The sequence below is a fragment of the Allobosea sp. FW305-C-101 genome, assembly GCF_058783685.1.
In genome coordinates, this window is record NZ_JBYSYT010000015.1 from 15,980 (window position 1) to 30,846 (window position 14,867).

Annotated in this window: 16 protein-coding genes; 10 read left to right on the forward strand and 6 right to left on the reverse strand. The window is 67.6% G+C overall.

From position 1 onward, the window contains the following. The first annotated feature begins 98 nt into the window (after positions 1 to 98). From AC3WMA_RS26825 to AC3WMA_RS26860, 8 genes are all read left to right on the forward strand, one after another. A complete protein-coding gene (locus AC3WMA_RS26825) occupies positions 99 to 380 on the forward strand; it encodes an acyl carrier protein (protein WP_047580420.1) in 282 nt (93 codons plus the stop codon). 128 nt (positions 381 to 508) lie between these two features. Next, entirely contained in the window at positions 509 to 973 is a 465-nt protein-coding gene (locus tag AC3WMA_RS26830; RefSeq protein ID WP_492288306.1) for a 3-hydroxyacyl-ACP dehydratase FabZ family protein, read from the forward strand. Further along, positions 970 to 2,103: a beta-ketoacyl-ACP synthase gene (locus tag AC3WMA_RS26835; RefSeq protein ID WP_492288307.1), complete on the forward strand. Its 1,134-nt coding sequence runs from the start codon at positions 970 to 972 to the stop codon at positions 2,101 to 2,103. Before AC3WMA_RS26830 ends, AC3WMA_RS26835 begins: the two co-directional genes overlap by 4 nt. 10 nt (positions 2,104 to 2,113) lie before the next feature. Continuing rightward, positions 2,114 to 3,394: a beta-ketoacyl-ACP synthase gene (locus tag AC3WMA_RS26840; protein WP_492288308.1), complete on the forward strand. Its 1,281-nt coding sequence runs from the start codon at positions 2,114 to 2,116 to the stop codon at positions 3,392 to 3,394. Then, positions 3,391 to 4,137 (forward strand): SDR family oxidoreductase, encoded by a 747-nt coding sequence (locus AC3WMA_RS26845; RefSeq protein WP_492288309.1) that lies wholly within the window; start codon positions 3,391 to 3,393, stop codon positions 4,135 to 4,137. The genes AC3WMA_RS26840 and AC3WMA_RS26845 overlap by 4 nt, the downstream gene beginning before the upstream one ends. Positions 4,138 to 4,164: 27 nt before the next feature. Beyond that, entirely contained in the window at positions 4,165 to 5,187 is a 1,023-nt protein-coding gene (locus AC3WMA_RS26850; RefSeq protein WP_492288310.1) for a zinc-binding dehydrogenase, read from the forward strand. 108 nt (positions 5,188 to 5,295) lie between these two features. Further along, positions 5,296 to 6,276 (forward strand): lipid A biosynthesis lauroyl acyltransferase, encoded by a 981-nt coding sequence (locus tag AC3WMA_RS26855; RefSeq protein WP_492288311.1) that lies wholly within the window; start codon positions 5,296 to 5,298, stop codon positions 6,274 to 6,276. 68 nt (positions 6,277 to 6,344) lie between these two features. Further along, the gene (locus tag AC3WMA_RS26860; protein ID WP_492288312.1) at positions 6,345 to 7,112 is read left to right on the forward strand and encodes a DUF1223 domain-containing protein; all 768 of its coding nucleotides are present in this window, start codon (positions 6,345 to 6,347) and stop codon (positions 7,110 to 7,112) included. A 17-nt stretch (positions 7,113 to 7,129) separates the two neighbouring features. Here AC3WMA_RS26860 and AC3WMA_RS26865 read toward each other — a convergent pair whose 3' ends face one another. The 3 genes from AC3WMA_RS26865 to AC3WMA_RS26875 all read right to left on the reverse strand — a co-directional run bounded on the left by AC3WMA_RS26865 (position 7,130) and on the right by AC3WMA_RS26875 (position 9,232). Beyond that, a complete protein-coding gene (locus AC3WMA_RS26865) occupies positions 7,130 to 7,735 on the reverse strand; it encodes a TPM domain-containing protein (RefSeq protein ID WP_492288313.1) in 606 nt (201 codons plus the stop codon). Beyond that, entirely contained in the window at positions 7,735 to 8,538 is an 804-nt protein-coding gene (locus tag AC3WMA_RS26870; RefSeq protein WP_492288314.1) for a TPM domain-containing protein, read from the reverse strand. Before AC3WMA_RS26870 ends, AC3WMA_RS26865 begins: the two co-directional genes overlap by 1 nt. A 142-nt stretch (positions 8,539 to 8,680) precedes the next feature. Further along, the gene (locus tag AC3WMA_RS26875) at positions 8,681 to 9,232 is read right to left on the reverse strand and encodes a LemA family protein (RefSeq protein ID WP_492288342.1); all 552 of its coding nucleotides are present in this window, start codon (positions 9,230 to 9,232) and stop codon (positions 8,681 to 8,683) included. Positions 9,233 to 9,407: 175 nt separating this feature from the next. Here AC3WMA_RS26875 and ggt point away from each other — a divergent pair, with 175 nt between their 5' ends. After that, positions 9,408 to 11,144 carry a gamma-glutamyltransferase gene (gene ggt / locus AC3WMA_RS26880; protein WP_492288315.1) on the forward strand — a complete coding sequence of 579 codons (1,737 nt, stop codon included), beginning with the start codon at positions 9,408 to 9,410 and terminating at the stop codon, positions 11,142 to 11,144. A gap of 6 nt (positions 11,145 to 11,150) precedes the next feature. On the opposite strand, the gene AC3WMA_RS26885 is transcribed toward ggt, so the two are convergent. From AC3WMA_RS26885 to AC3WMA_RS26895, 3 genes are all read right to left on the reverse strand, one after another. Further along, positions 11,151 to 11,630 (reverse strand): hypothetical protein, encoded by a 480-nt coding sequence (locus AC3WMA_RS26885; protein WP_492288316.1) that lies wholly within the window; start codon positions 11,628 to 11,630, stop codon positions 11,151 to 11,153. 3 nt (positions 11,631 to 11,633) lie between these two features. Next, on the reverse strand, positions 11,634 to 12,860 hold the full coding sequence (gene rlmN, locus AC3WMA_RS26890) for a dual-specificity RNA methyltransferase RlmN (protein WP_492288317.1): 1,227 nt from the start codon (positions 12,858 to 12,860) through the stop codon (positions 11,634 to 11,636). Between the two features lie 229 nt (positions 12,861 to 13,089). Next, on the reverse strand, positions 13,090 to 13,701 hold the full coding sequence (locus tag AC3WMA_RS26895; protein WP_492288318.1) for an invasion associated locus B family protein: 612 nt from the start codon (positions 13,699 to 13,701) through the stop codon (positions 13,090 to 13,092). Positions 13,702 to 13,886: 185 nt separating this feature from the next. Between AC3WMA_RS26895 and AC3WMA_RS26900 the strand changes: the two genes are divergently transcribed. Beyond that, the gene (locus tag AC3WMA_RS26900; protein WP_492288319.1) at positions 13,887 to 14,861 is read left to right on the forward strand and encodes an NADPH:quinone oxidoreductase family protein; all 975 of its coding nucleotides are present in this window, start codon (positions 13,887 to 13,889) and stop codon (positions 14,859 to 14,861) included. Positions 14,862 to 14,867: the final 6 nt, after the last annotated feature.

The following is a 14,867-nucleotide window of genomic DNA, read 5'->3' on the forward strand; positions in this document are numbered from 1 at the left end:
TCAGTCATCCTCGGTGGCGACTAGGGGCAGGCGCAGGGCGAGTTCCCGCGCTCGGATGTCGTCCGCCATCACCGACAACAGACGGGAGCACCCGCAGCATGTCCGCCACGTTCGAGACGGTCGCCGGCATCATTTCCGAAACCTGCGATATTCCGCGGGAGAAGATCACCCCGCAGAGCCACGCGATCGAAGATCTCGGCATCGATTCCCTGGCCTTCCTCGACATCGCCTTCGCGATCGACAAGGCCTTCGGCATCAAGCTGCCGCTTGAGCAGTGGACGCAGGAAGTCAACGAGGGCAAGGCCCCGGCCGAGCAGTATTTCGTGCTCGAGAACCTCTGCAAGCGCATCGACGATCTCGTCGCTGCCAAGAAGGCGTAACAGCCTTCCGCCGCCGCCGGACTTGAGCCGGCGCGCGGCTCCCGATAGAGCATAGGGGCCGTTGCGCGGATCGACCGATCCGTGTCGCGGCCTTGCGCCGTTCTGGCGCCCATAGAGCCAAGGATCGCATGCGCCTCGAATATTTCGACATGATCGACAGGGTCGTGACCTTCGATCCGTCGCAGAAGCGCATCGTGACGCGCTCCACCGTTCCCGCCGAGAGCCCGGTCTTTGAGGGCCACTTCCCCGGCCACCCGCTGGTGCCCGGCGTGCTCCTGACCGAGACCATGGCGCAGGCCTCGGGCTATCTCCTGCTCGGCCTCAACGGGCTCTCGCAGATGCCGTTCCTGATGACGGTCGACAAGGCGCGCTTCCGCACCTTCGTCGAGCCCCGCACCGAACTGGAAGCCAGCGCCGAGCTGGTGATCGAAGGTTCCGGCTATGCCGCGACCAAGGTGAAGCTGACCAGCGAAGGCAAGCCGATCTGCGATGCCGAACTGCGCTTCCGCCTGATGCCATTCCCCGCCGATATGCGCGCGCTGATGCAAGGCCGCATCGAAGCCATCGGCCTGAAGCCGGAGCCTGCCCCATGAACCGCCGCGACGTGGTCATCACCGGCATCGGCATCGCCTCCAGCCTCGGCGAAGGCGTCGAGACCCATGCCGCTGCGCTTGCCGCAGGCGGGCCGCCGGTCGTCGATACCCAAGGCTTCAAGCCCTATCCGCTCCATCCGCTGGCGGCGCTGGAGCTCGACAGGCAGATCCCGAAGAAATCCGACCAGCGTCAGATGGAGCCCTGGCAGCGGCTGGGCGTCTACACCGCGGGGCTTGCCCTCGATTCCGCCGGCCTGAAAGACGATGCCGAGGCGAAGAGCGCCCTGCAGGTCATCGTGGCCGCAGGGGGCGGCGAGCGCGACCATGCCGTCGATGCGGCCATTCTCGAAGGCCTGCGCGGCGCCAACGACACCGGCGCCTTCCTCAACGAGCGCCTGATGGGCGATCTCAGGCCGACGCTCTTCCTGGCCCAGCTCTCCAACCTGCTCGCCGGCAACATCGCCATCGTCCACGGCGTCACCGGCCCGTCGCGCACCTTCATGGGCGAGGAGCAGGCCGGCGTCGATGCGATCCGCACCGCCCATGCCCGCATCGCCTCGGGCCAGTCCGACCTGATGCTCGTCGGCGGCGCCTATAATGCCGAGCGCCGCGACATGCTGCTGCTCTTCGAGCTCGGCGGCTATCTGCACCGCGACGATTTCAAGCCGGTCTTCGCGCGCGAGCACGCCCCGGGCCTGATCACCGGCAGCGCCGGTGCCTTCCTCGTGCTGGAATCGGCCGAGCGCGCCGCCGCCCGTGGCGCCAAGGCCTATGCGAAGCTTAAGCACACAGGCGCCGCCCGCAGCCGCCGCGAGGCTGGCACGGTCCAGTCGGCCCTGACCACGCTGCTCGGTGGCTTCGGCCCGGTCGCCACAGAGGCGCTCGCGATCTCCGCCGCGACCGGCTGCGCCGGCATCACCGGAGAGGAAGCGGCGGCCATCGCAGCCGCGGCTCCTTCCGCCAAGCGCATCGCGGCCGGCGATCTCGTCGGCCATGGCGTCGAGGCGGCTTTCCCGGTTTCCGTGGCACTCGCGGCAATCGCCCTGTCAGCCGGGCAGGCGAAGGAAGCGATCGTCACAGGCGCCGGCCACTGGCGTGGCGAAGGCGCCGCGCATCTCGTTCAAGCGTGAGGGTAAAGCCATGACCACGCATCGCGACGCCAAGGGCCGTCCGCTCGTCGCCGTTACCGGCCTCGGCGTCGTCACCTCGCTCGGCCAGGGCAAGGAGACCAACTGGCAGGCCCTGACATCTGGCAAATCCGGCATCCACCGCATCGATCGTTTCCCGACCGAGGGCCTGAAGACCAGCATCGGCGGCACCGTCGATTTCCTGTTCGACGGACCGTTCACTGCCCCCCAGCTCTCCGAGAAGCTCGCGACGCTCGCGGCGGAGGAAGCCGTCGGCCAGAGCGGCATCGGCACCGACGGCGATTTCCCCGGCGAACTCTTCATGGCGGTACCGCCCGTCGAGATGGAATGGCCCCAGAAGCAGGAGATGGCCCAGGCCGTCTCCGGCGAGGTCGATTATGACGGTCTGCTGCGCGCCGCCGCCACAGGCAAGTTCCGGGCGATGCACGAGCTCTTCGTCTTCGGTGGCGTCGCCGACCATATCGCCGACCGTTTCGGCACCAAGGGCTCGCCGATCTCGCTCTCGACCGCCTGCTCCTCCGGTGCGACCGCGATCCAGATGGGCGTCGAGGCGATCCGTCGCGGCGATACGCAAGCCGCCCTCTGCATCGGCACCGACGGCTCGATCCATGCCGAGGCGCTGATCCGGTTCTCGCTGCTCTCGGCCCTCTCGACCCAGAATGATCCGCCGGAAAGCGCCGCCAAGCCCTTCTCGAAGAACCGTGACGGCTTCGTCATGGGCGAAGGCGCGGGCGCCCTGGTCCTTGAGGATTACGACCACGCGCTGGCGCGCGGCGCGACGATCCTGGGCATCGTCGCTGGCTGCGGCGAGCGTGGCGACGGCTTCCACCGGACGCGTTCGAGCCCGGACGGTAAGCCCGCCATCCTCGCCATGCAGGACGCGCTCGCCGATGCCGGCCTGACGCCCGACGACGTCGACTACATCAACGCCCATGGCACCTCGACGCCCGAGAACGACAAGATGGAGGCGATGAGCTGCGCCGCTGTCTTCGGCGAACGCATGGCGAGCCTGCCGATCTCCTCGAACAAGTCGATGATCGGCCACACCTTGACGGCGGCCGGCGCGGTCGAGGCGGTGATCTCCTTCATGACCATCGCCAACGGCACGATCCCGCCGACGATCAACTACGTGAACCCCGATCCGGCCATCGCGCTCGATGTCGTGCCGAACACGGCCCGCGAGGCGAAGGTCAGGACGGTGATCTCCAATTCCTTCGGTTTCGGCGGCCAGAACACCTGCCTCGTGCTGACGGCGCCTCCGGAGGCCGCATGACCAAGATTCTCGTCACCGGCGGCGCCAAGGGCGTCGGCGCCGCGATCGTGCGCGCGCTCGCCGCCGCCGGCCACGATGTCGACTTCACCTTCCGCTCCTCCGCCGAGCAGGCGAAGGCGCTGGCGCAGGAGATCGCCACGAGCCATCCCGGCCGCGCTATTACCGCGCTGCCGCTCGACCTTGCCGACAAGGACGCGCTCGACGCCTTCTGCGAGGCGCGCGAGGGCGAAAGCTATTTCGGCCTCGTCCACAATGCCGGCCAGCCCTATGATTCGCTGGCCGCGATGATGATGCAGGACAAGGCCGAGGCGGCGATGCAGGTCAATTTCTGGGCCTTCACCCGGCTCGCGAAGAGCCTGATGCGCGCCATGATCCGTGCACGTTCCGGCCGCATCGTCGCGATCGGCTCGGTCGCGGCTTTGCGCGGCAATCCCGGCAATGCCGCCTATGCGGCGTCCAAGGGCGCGCTGATCTCCTATGCCAAGACGCTCGCTGTCGAGACCGGCAAGCGCGGCGTCACCGTCAACGTGATCGCGCCGGGCTTCGTCGATACCGACATGATGGCGCCCTACGCCGCCTATCGCGACAAGATGCAAGCGCAGATCCCGGCCGGCCGCTTCGCCAAGCCGGAAGAGGTCGCCGGCCTCGCCGCCTTCCTGATGAGCGAGCCCGCCGCGTATATCAGCGGCACCGTGCTGCCGATCGATGGCGGTTTGACGGCCCAGCTCGGCATTCACCGCTGATCCGTTTGTTCTGAAAGGTCGATTTTCATGCGTTCCCTCCAGCTCCACGGCGACCGCGACCTGCGCCTGGAAGAGATCGAGCCGCCGCCGCCGCCTGCTCCGGGCGAGGTGCAGATCCGCATCAAGGCGGTCGGCCTGAACTATCTCGACCTCTGGGGCTTCCGCGGCATGGCCTTCGCCAAGCGCAAGATGCCTCAAGCGGCCGGCGTCGAGGCCGCCGGCGAAATCGTCTGCGTCGGCGAGGGCGTAACCGGCTTCGCGCCGGGCGACACCGTCACCGCCTATGGCGCCGATACCTGCGGCCAGTGCAAGGCCTGCCGCGAGGGCCGCGACAATCTCTGCGAGAACGTCGCCGGCATCATGGGCTTCCATATCGACGGCTTCGCCCGCGAATTGCTGAACCGCCCGGCGCGCCTCACCATCAAGGCGCCGAAGGGCGTTTCCTTCGAGGACGCCGCCTGCGCGCCGATCGGATTCGGCACGGTCCAGCACATGCTCTTCGACAACGCGAAGCTGGAGCCCGGCGAATCGGTGCTCGTCCATGCCGGCGGCTCCGGCATCGGCACGGCTGCGATCTTGATGGCCAAGGCGATCGGCTGCACGGTCTACACGACCGTCGGCGACGACGAGAAGGGCGCCAAGGCCAAGGCGCTGGGCGCCGACCACGTCATCAACTACCGCGAGGACCGCTTCGAGGGCGTCGTGCGCAAGCTCACCGGCCGCAAGGGCGTCGATGTCGTGTTCGAGCATGTTGGCGCCGACACCTGGAACGGCTCGCTGCTCTGCCTGAAGCGCGGCGGCCGGCTCGTCACCTGCGGTGCGACCTCCGGCCCCTCGGCGACGATCAACCTGATGCAGCTCTTCCAGCAGCAGTACCGCATCGCCGGCTCCTTCGGCTGCCGCATCGAGAACATCGCGCAATCGCTGGAGAAGATGGCCGGCGGCATGAAGCCGGTGATCGACTCGGTCTTCCCACTCGCCGAATTCGAGAAGGGCCTCGCCCGGATCGAGGGCCGGAAGGTGTTCGGCAAGGTCGTCATCGCCTTCTGACGGGGACCTGTTTCCCGTCAAAGACTTGACGCGGACGCGTTCCTGCCCCAGATCGCCCGTTTAGGCCCGGTCTTGCTCTCGGCACGGGCGTTTCAGGCAGGACCGACCTTGAGACGATTGAAGGCAATCGCCGCGCGCATCGGCGCGGCGGCGATGATCGGTGTGATCCGGACGCTGTTCGCGTTCCTGCGCATGCTCGGCCCCGAGCGCGCCAGCGATCTCGGCGGCTGGCTCCTGCGCAGCGCGAGCCCGCTGATCCCGGTCAACCGCGTCGCGCTCGCCAATATCCGCGCCGCCTTCCCCGAGAAGGACGAGGCCGAGGTCAAGCGCATCGCGCGCGGCGCCTGGGAGAATCTCGGCCGCGTCGCCGGCGAATACGCCAACCTCAAGGCGCTGTTCGACTACGACTACCACAACCCCGACAAGCCCTCGCGCGTCGAGGTCAAAGGCATCGAGCATTTCATTGCGCTCAAGGACGACGAGAAGCCCGGCCTGATCTTCTCGACCCATCTCGCCAATTGGGAATTGCCGGCGATCTGCGCGCAGGCTTACGACTTGGAGACCACGGCCGTCTTCCGCGCCCCCAACGACCCTGCGATCGCCGCCGTCGTCCACGAGATTCGCTCCGGCGCGATGGGCGGGCTCGCGGCCGCGAAACAGGGCGCGGCCTTCGCCATGCAGGGCGTGCTGGAAAATGGCGGCCATCTCGGCATGCTAATCGACCAGCATTTCACCCGCGGCGTCGTCGTGCCCTTCTTCGGCCGCCCCGCGCTGACCAACCCGATCATGGGCAAGTTCGCCAAGCGCTTCGAATGCCCGGTCCATGGCGTGCGCGTCATCCGCCTGCCGAACCACCGCTTTAGGCTGGAGCTGACGCCGCCGCTCGACCTGCCGCGCGACGCCAATGGCGAGATCGATGTGCAGGGCGCGATGGCGATGATGACGGCCGTGGTGGAAGGCTGGGTGCGCGAATATCCCGAGCAATGGCTCTGGATGCATCGCCGCTGGCGGCCCAACATGATCTCGGCCGCAGCGCGCGAAGCCTTCGATCACGCCAGCGCGACCGTGCCCGTTTTCAAGGCAACGTGATTTCCCTCGCAAGCCGATTGCAGGCTTTGGTAACCTCAGGAAAAGAAGTCGTCCGCAGAGTCCAGATCATGTTTCCTCGCCCGCGCCATCTCGCAGCGACCGTTGCCGCCTTTGCCTTGGGCATGGCGACCGCGCACGCGCAGGCGCCGGCGAAGCCGCCCAAGGCGGTGATCGAGCTCTTCACCAGCCAGGGCTGCTCCTCCTGCCCGCCGGCCGATGCGTTGGTCGTCGAGCTCGCCAAGGACCCCGAGCTCATCGCCCTGACCCTGCCGGTGACCTATTGGGACTATCTCGGCTGGAAGGACACGCTCGGCAAGGATTCCTTCGCCAAGCGCCAGAAGCTCTATGCCAAGGCCCGCGGCGACGGGCAGGTCTACACCCCGCAGGTCGTGATCAACGGCGCCGCCCATGCGATCGGCTCTGAACGCCCCGAAATCGAAAAGGCGGTGAACCAGTTCGCGACCACCGGATTCGCCGCTCGCATCGCTTTGAAGGAAGAGAACGGCGCTCTCCAGATCAAGGTCGCCCCGACAGGCAGCGAGAGCGAGACCACCGCCGGCATCTGGGTGCTGCCGACCACGCATCAGGCGGCGGTACCGATCACGCGCGGCGAAAACCAGGGCCGGACGCTCACCTACGCCAATGTCGTGCGCGGCATGGTGCGTGTGGGCGACTGGACCGGCAAGGAGGCGACCGTCACCGCGCCGCTCTCCGCCACGCAGGCGCCGGAGGCCGATGGCTATGTCGTGATCGTCCAGGCCGAACGCGCCAACAAATACGGCCACATGATGCCCGGCGCGGTCCTCGGCGCCGCCAAGGGACTGGCGAAGCGCTGAATCGGAAGCGCCGCTGCCTATAGCAGGATCACCTTGTTCGAGAGCTCGTCGACATCGCCGGGCACCGGCGGCACGTGCTGGGCCAGCACCGTCCCGACCGAGCTCACGGCGGTGATCAACCCTTCCGTCAGGCGATCTTCGCGCGCGGCGGCCAGCAGCGGCTCGATGATGCCGCGCCAGGTATCCTTCTCGACCAGCCCGTCGATGCCGGTATCGGCAAGGATTTCGGCATAGCGCTCCTGCAGCGCGATATAGAGCAGCACGCCGGTGCGCCCCTTTGTCCGGGTCAGCCCGCGCGCCGTGAATTCCCGCAGCGCCACATCATGCGCACGCCCGCGCTTGACGAAGCCGGGTACGAAGCGTCCGCCGCGGCCATACCAGAGCAGGCTCGCCAGCAGGCCGGCAGCGCAGATCAGCTGGATCAGGAAGATGCGCGGCGCGCTCATCACCGTCAGCCACAGCAGCGGCCAGGGCACGAACAGCGCCAGCGTCAGCGCCAGCATCGCGGGGACGTTCCGATAGCTCGACGCCGCCCGGTCGATCACCACGACGATCTCGCCCGCGGTCAGGCTCTCGGCCCGGCGCACGGCTTCCGCGATCGCGTCCCTGTCGGCTGCATCCATCACCAGTCTCCCGAAGCTCCGCCACCGCCGGAGGAGCCGCCGCCACCGGAAAATCCGCCGCCGCCCGAGCTCCAGCCACCCCCGCCGCCGCTCCAGCCCGAACCGGACCCGGAACCGGTGCTCCAGCCCGTGCTCTGCGGCAGTGTCACCCATTGCCCGTTGCGCAGGCGATGCCGGCGCGCGCCGCCCTGCTGGCTCAGGCCACGCAGGAAGGCGACGATGAACAGGAAGATGAAGATCATCGCGATGATGACGGCGATATCCTCGCCCAGCGTGCTCTCGTCCGAACGCACCTCGGCGCGGCGTTGCCATTCCTCGGCATCGCCCGCGAGGATCGTCAGGATGGCATCGACACCGGCCTCGATGCCCCCCGCGAAATCGCCGGTCTTGAACTTCGGCGCGATCGCCGTGGTGATGATGACCTTGGAGAGCGCATCGGTCAGCGCGCCTTCGAGGCCGTAGCCGACCTCGATGCGGACCTTGCGCTCCTTTGGCGCGACGATCAGCAGGGCGCCGTTGTTCTTGGCCTTTTCGCCGAGCTTCCAGTGCCGGAAGAGCCCGTTGGCGAAATCCTCGATCGTGACGTCCTGCAGCGAGGGCACGGTCGCGACCACGACCTGATCGGAGGTCTTGTCCTCATGCGCCTTGAGCTTGTCCTCGAGCTTCTGCCGGATATCGGGCGCGAGCAGGTTGGCGCCATCGACGACCCGGCCGGTCAGGGCCGGGTAGGTCGGTTCGGCCGCGAGCGCAAAGCTGCTCCAAAGCAGCAGGAGCAGCAATACCGCCGCGTGCCAGAGCGTCATTCTCGGGCGAAGCCCTCGGGTCCGACCTTTGGTCGGCCCAAGGATAAACTCCGCGCAGACCCGAGAATCTCTGGCAGGAGATGCTCGGGTCAAGCCCGAGCATGACGGGCTGGTCACTGCCACCGGATTCAGCCGATCGACCTCAGAATTTCACCGCCGGCGGCCGCTCGGCACCCGCAGTCGCCGTGAAGGTCTCCATCGGCTTGGCGCCCCAGAACAGCTTCGCCCAGATCACGCCCGGGAAGGTGCGGATCTCGGTATTGAAGGCCTGCACGGCCTGGATGTAGTCGCGCCGGGCGACCGCGACGCGGTTCTCGGTGCCCTCGAGCTGCGACTGCAGGGCAAGGAAGTTCTGGTTGGACTTCAGCTCCGGATAGCGCTCGACCGTGACGAGCAGCCGGCCGAGCGCGCCGGTAAGTTGGTTCTGCGCGTCCTGGAATTCCTTGAACTTCGCGGGGTCGTTGATGGTCGAGGCATCGACCTTGACCTGGCTCGCCTTGGCGCGGGCCTCGACCACGGCGGTCAGCACCTCACGCTCCTGCGCGGCATAGCCCTTCACGGTCTCGACGAGATTCGGGATCAGGTCGGCCCGGCGCTGATACTGATTCTGCACCTCGGACCAGGCGGCTTTCGCCTTTTCCTCCAGCGTCGGCACGTTGTTGTAACCGCAACCGGCCAACACGATTCCGAGCATGCCAAGGACAAGCCAGGTGAGCGGCCGGCGGAGATGAGTCACAATCGACATGCCGAAAACCCCTTTTGGCAACGTCAGAACAAGCGATTCGGACCTTACCCGCCAGCGCCCGCCCATCCAAGCTGTCAGGCCGCGACGAATAGCCTATCCTGCGCTTCTCACCGGAGCTTCGCCCATGCGCCTGTCTCTCTTTCTCTCGGTTCCCGCAGCCCTGCTCGCCACCCAGATCGCCGTCGCCCAACCGCAAGCGCCGGCTCCCGAGGCCGCGACCGGGCGGACGATCAAGTCGCTGGGAACGGCCCAGCGCTTCATGGCCGCAGCCGCCAATCCGCTGGCCGCGACGGCCGGGCGCGACATCCTGCGTGCCGGCGGCAGCGCCACCGACGCCGCCATCGCCATCCAGCTCGTCCTCAATCTGGTCGAGCCGCAGAGCTCCGGCATCGGCGGCGGCGCCTTCTTCGTCCATTGGGACGAGGCCGGCCGCAAGGTGACGACGCTCGACGGCCGTGAGACCGCGCCGGCCGCCGCCAAGCCCGACCGCTTCATGAAGGACGGCAAGCCGATGCCGTTCAAGGAGGCCGTGGTCGGCGGCCGCTCGGTCGGCGTGCCCGGCACGCTGAAATTGCTGGAAGACGCCCATCGCCGCTGGGGCAAGCTGCCCTGGCCCGATGTCGTCGCACCGGCCCTGAAGCTGGCGGAGGAAGGCTTCGCGATATCGCCGCGCCTCAACGGCCTGCTCGCAGGCGAGAAGGATCTGCCGAGGAACGCGCTGGCCGCCGCCTATTTCTACGAGCCGGATGGCAAGCCAAAGGCGGTCGGCACCGTCCTGAAGAACCCGGCCTTCGCCGCGACGCTGCGCGCCGTCGCATCCCAGGGCACGGAAGCCTTCTACAAGGGCGCGATCGCCGAGGACATCGTCGCGACGGTCACCAGCCACCCGACCAATCCCGGCGACATCACGCTCGCCGATCTCGCCGCCTACAAGGTCGAGGAGCGCGAGGCCGTCTGCGGCCCCTATCGGATCTGGCGCCTCTGCGGCATGGGCCCGCCGAGCTCGGGCGCCGTCGCGCTCCAGCAGATGCTCGGCATTCTCGAAGGCCAGGACCTGCGCCGCATGGGGCCGGGCGCCGACGCCGCCCACTGGTTTACCGAGGCCGGCCGTCTCGCCTTCGCCGACCGCGCGCTTTATCTCGCCGATCCCGCCTTTATCAGCGTGCCCGTACGCGGCCTGATCGACCGGGACTATATCCGCTCGCGCGCCGGGCTGGTCAGCCCCGAGCGCTCGATGGGCCGCGCCAAGCCCGGCGACCCGCCGCATCGGCGGGCGCAGCTCCTCGCCCCCTCCGACGGCATCGAGAATGGCACCAGCCATATCTCCGTCGTCGACGCCGACGGCAACGCCGTCGCCATGACCACGACGATCGAGGACGGTTTCGGCTCGCGCCTGATGACCAAGGGCGGCTTCCTGCTCAACAACGAATTGACCGATTTCAACTTCGCACCCGAGGAGGACGGCAAGCCCGTCGCCAACCGCGTCGAGCCCGGCAAGCGCCCGCGCTCCTCGATGGCCCCGACGCTGGTCTTCGATGCCTTCGGCCGGCTCTACGCCGTGGTCGGCTCGCCCGGCGGAAGCCAGATCATCGGTTATGTCGGCAAGACGCTGGTCGCCTTGCTCGACTGGAAGATGGACCCGCAACAGGCCGTCGATTTCGGCAATTTCGGTAGCCGCAACGGCCCGACCGAGCTTGAGAAGGGCACGGAAGCCGAAGCTTGGAAGGCCGCGCTGGAGGCCAAGGGCCACGAGGTCCGCCTGCTGGAAATGACCTCGGGCACGCAGGCCATCGTCAAGACGTCGGAAGGCTTCCTGGGCGGTGCCGATGGCCGCCGTGAAGGCGTCGCGATCGGCGATTGAAAGGCGTTAAGCCTGCGCCGGGCGCTCGCCACCAGCGCCGCGTCCGGCGATCAGCCAGTAGACGAAGCCCGTCGCCGCGCCGACCAGGAAGAGGCCGGAGATGATCTGGATCTCGGCCGTGCTCGGCGCGCGCGACAGCCGGAGCATCGCGAGCGGCAGCAGCGCGGCCAGCAAACCGGTGAAGCCGCTCTGGAGCAGGCCGCTGCGCAGGCGGAAGAGTTCGCTGCCGACCGCGACCAGCACCACCGGCGCCACGATGATCGCCATCCCGAGCTTGCCGATCAGGGCGAAGGCGGCCTGAGCGGCCGGCGCCGGATCGACCCCGCTCTCAGCGAGGCCGAACAGGATATCGATCAATCGCTCGATGCCGCCGCCGATCAGCATGGCCACGGCCGGCGAGGCGACGCTCGCCATGGCGAGGAAGGCCACGCCCGCGCCCATCGCAACGAGGCAGGCGAACGGGATCAGCAGAATCCAGCGCAGCAAGGCTTACTCCGCCGCAACCGCGGGAGCGTCGGCCTGCGCCTCGTCCAGCATCAATCGGGCGCGGGCGGAGAGCTTCTCCGTCTCGCTCTTGAGCTGGCCGCAGGCGGCGAGGATGTCGCGGCCACGCGGGGTGCGCACCGGGGAGGCATAGCCGGCGCGGAAGACGATCTCGGAGAAGCGCTCGATCCGGTCCCAGTCCGAGCACTCGTATTTCGTGCCGGGCCAGGGATTGAACGGGATCAGGTTGATCTTGGCCGGGATGCCCTTGAGCAGGCGGACGAGTTCGCGCGCCTCGGCATCGGAATCGTTCACGCCCTTCAGCATGACGTATTCGAAGGTGATGCGCTTCGCGTTCGACAGGCCCGGATAGTTCCGGCAGGCCTCGAGCAGGTCCTTGATCGGGTATTTCTTGTTGAGCGGCACCAGCTCGTTGCGCAGGTTGTCGCGCACGGCATGCAGCGAGATCGCCAGCATCGTGCCCATCTCCTCGCCGAGCGGGCCGATCTGCGGCACCACGCCCGAGGTCGAAACGGTGATGCGCCGGCGCCCGAGCGACAGGCCCTGGTCGTCGGTGATCACGCCGATCGCGTCGCGCACGCCGTCGAAATTGTAAAGCGGCTCGCCCATGCCCATGAAGACGATGTTCGAGACGAAGCGTCCGCCATCGTTCGGCACGAAGGCGCCGTCGGGCGCCTTGCGGTTCGGGAAATCGCCGAGCCGGTCGCGCGCCACCATCACCTGCGCGACGATCTCCTCGGTTGTGAGGTTGCGCACCAGGCGCTGCGTGCCGGTATGGCAGAAGGTGCAGGTCAGCGTGCAGCCGACCTGGCTGGAGACGCAGAGCGTGCCGCGATCGACCTCGGGGATATAGACGCATTCGATCTCGGCGCCGCGATCATGCGGGCCGGTCGAGGGCATGCGCATCAGCCATTTGCGGGTACCGTCGGTCGAGACCTGCTCGGCCGTGACGCTCGGCAGGTCGAGCGAGAACTGTTCGGCGAGCTCTCCGCGCAGCCCCTTGCCGATCGTCGTCATCGCGTCGAAATCGCGCACGCCGTAATGATAGATCCAGTTCCAGAGCTGGCCGACGCGCATGCGCCGTTCCTTCTCGGGCACGCCGATCTCGGCCAGGGCCTCAAGCAGGCCGGCGCGTGTGCGCCCGACCAGCGAGAGGCGTCGCAAAACGGGTTCAGCCGCCGGAGCGGCGGTAGCGGGAACGGATGCGGTCATCGGAGCTCTGTCGTCGCCCATCAGGGAAGGCGCGGGATTTCGCGGCTCCCTAGCACAATTCGGCGGAAATCGGAAATCGAGCCCCGTCGTCATTCTCGGGCGGAGCGAAGCGCAGACCCGAGAATCTCCGGATACGTAGGCGCAGAGAGCTACTTCCGGCATGAGATGCCCGGGTCAAGCTCGGGCATGACGAGCCTTCGGGCTCGACCTCGATATCGCTATCCGCGCCTTACTTGCAGGCGTCCTCGGCCCGCTTGACGATCTGGCTGATGCCGGCGAGCGAGTACTTGTCGCTGGTCGGGTTGCCGCGCTTCGACGTGCCCTTGATCTCAAGCCCGGAGCCACGGCGCAGCGCGTCGAGCATGCGCGGCTCCTCGGCCGGGTTCTTCAGCCACATGTTCTGGCCCTTGGCGACCAGCGCGAAGCGCTCGTTGCCGATGATCGCCTGATGCTCGACCCCTTCCTTGAGGTCGAAATTCATCACGAAGCTGATCTCGTTGCGCACGCCCTCGCCCGGCCGGCTGGAGACGAAGAGCAGGCCTTCGACATCCTTGAGATTGGTGGGAATGCGGGTCTCGGCCTTGGACAGGGCGTAGCAGACCTTGGAGCGGCCCTGCTGGGATGAGAAGGCCTGCCACTTGCCGGCCGTCTCCAGCAGCATGGCCTGGCCCTGGCCGGGACTGGCGGCAGCAGCGGCTGCGGCCGGAGCGGGCTTGGCGCGCTGCTGGGCGGCTGCGCCTGTCGGCAGCAACAGCACAGCGATGCCGCCCGCCGCGAGGGTGGCAGCAAGAGCAGAACGGAGGGCAGCGGCGCGGGAGGTGCGGAGGAACGAGCTGATCATGGACCGCCATCAGTCACTAAAAAACTTAATACCGCGTTTACCACCTGTTGATCAGGCGCGCTCACGCGGGGACGGCGGCATAGAGTGTCACGATCCTGGCGAAAATACGAATGGCGGCGGGGCGGTTCCGCGCCGTCTCCGGCCATGCCAGAATCAGATCCAGCGACGACGAAGGCGGATCAACGATGAAAGCCCTGCTCTGCGACCATCACGGCCCGGCCGAGGAACTGGCGATCCGCGACCTGCCCGATCCGGAACCCGGCCCCGGCGAGGTCGTCATCACGGTGAAGGCCGCCGCCCTCAACTTCTTCGACACGCTGATCATTCAGGGCCGTTACCAGACCAAGCCTGCCTTCCCCTTTTCGCCCTCGGCCGAATGCGCGGGCACCATCGCCGCCATCGGCGAGGGCGTCACCGGCTGGCAGATCGGCGAACGCGTCGCGGCCTGGCTGGGTTACGGTGCGGCGCGTGAAAAGGTCGCGGTTTCCGCCGATCAGGTGATCCGCATTCCCGAGCGGCTCGACGATGCGCAAGCGGCCGGTCTCTTCGTGACCTATGGCACCGCCATGCACGGGCTGATCCAGCGCGCCGGACTGAAAGCGGGCGAGACGCTCGCCGTCCTCGGCGCCTCCGGCGGGGCGGGACTCGCGGCGGTCGAGATCGGCGCCCTGCTCGGCGCCCATGTCATCGCCTGCGCCTCCTCGCCCGACAAACTGGCGCTCGCCCGCGAGCACGGCGCGCAGGAGGAGATCGATTATGCCCGCGACGATATCCGCGCCGGACTGAAGAAGCTCACCGAGGGCCGCGGCGTCGACGTGCTCTACGACACGGTCGGTGGCGAACTGGCCGAGCCGGCCTTGCGCTCGATGGCCTGGGAAGGACGCTATCTCGTGGTCGGCTTTGCCGGCGGCGAGATTCCGAAAATCCCGCTCAACCTGCTCCTGCTCAAGGGTTGCGACCTGCGCGGCGTGTTCTGGGGCCAGTTCGTCGCGCGAGATCCGGCCGGCCATCGCCGCAATATGGAACGCCTGCTGGACTGGGCGGCGGGCGGCCATATCCGCGCCCATGTCCACGCCACGATCCCGCTCGAACGCTGGACCGAAGCCTATGCGCTGATTGCCGACCGCAAGGCCAAGGGCAAGATCGTCCTGACGCTCTGACGGACG

Excerpts from the sequence above, each read along its gene's own strand:
- AC3WMA_RS26825 (WP_047580420.1), top strand. The coding sequence starts at position 99 with ATGTCCGCCACGTTCGAGACGGTCGCCGGCATCATTTCCGAAACCTGC.
- AC3WMA_RS26830 (WP_492288306.1), top strand. The coding sequence starts at position 509 with ATGCGCCTCGAATATTTCGACATGATCGACAGGGTCGTGACCTTCGAT.
- AC3WMA_RS26835 (WP_492288307.1), top strand. The coding sequence starts at position 970 with ATGAACCGCCGCGACGTGGTCATCACCGGCATCGGCATCGCCTCCAGC.
- AC3WMA_RS26840 (WP_492288308.1), top strand. The coding sequence starts at position 2,114 with ATGACCACGCATCGCGACGCCAAGGGCCGTCCGCTCGTCGCCGTTACC.
- AC3WMA_RS26845 (WP_492288309.1), top strand. The coding sequence starts at position 3,391 with ATGACCAAGATTCTCGTCACCGGCGGCGCCAAGGGCGTCGGCGCCGCG.
- AC3WMA_RS26850 (WP_492288310.1), top strand. The coding sequence starts at position 4,165 with ATGCGTTCCCTCCAGCTCCACGGCGACCGCGACCTGCGCCTGGAAGAG.
- AC3WMA_RS26860 (WP_492288312.1), top strand. The coding sequence starts at position 6,345 with ATGTTTCCTCGCCCGCGCCATCTCGCAGCGACCGTTGCCGCCTTTGCC.
- AC3WMA_RS26865 (WP_492288313.1), bottom strand. The coding sequence starts at position 7,735 with ATGGATGCAGCCGACAGGGACGCGATCGCGGAAGCCGTGCGCCGGGCC.
- AC3WMA_RS26870 (WP_492288314.1), bottom strand. The coding sequence starts at position 8,538 with ATGACGCTCTGGCACGCGGCGGTATTGCTGCTCCTGCTGCTTTGGAGC.
- AC3WMA_RS26875 (WP_492288342.1), bottom strand. The coding sequence starts at position 9,232 with ATGCTCGGAATCGTGTTGGCCGGTTGCGGTTACAACAACGTGCCGACG.
- ggt (WP_492288315.1), top strand. The coding sequence starts at position 9,408 with ATGCGCCTGTCTCTCTTTCTCTCGGTTCCCGCAGCCCTGCTCGCCACC.
- rlmN (WP_492288317.1), bottom strand. The coding sequence starts at position 12,860 with ATGACCGCATCCGTTCCCGCTACCGCCGCTCCGGCGGCTGAACCCGTT.
- AC3WMA_RS26895 (WP_492288318.1), bottom strand. The coding sequence starts at position 13,701 with ATGATCAGCTCGTTCCTCCGCACCTCCCGCGCCGCTGCCCTCCGTTCT.
- AC3WMA_RS26900 (WP_492288319.1), top strand. The coding sequence starts at position 13,887 with ATGAAAGCCCTGCTCTGCGACCATCACGGCCCGGCCGAGGAACTGGCG.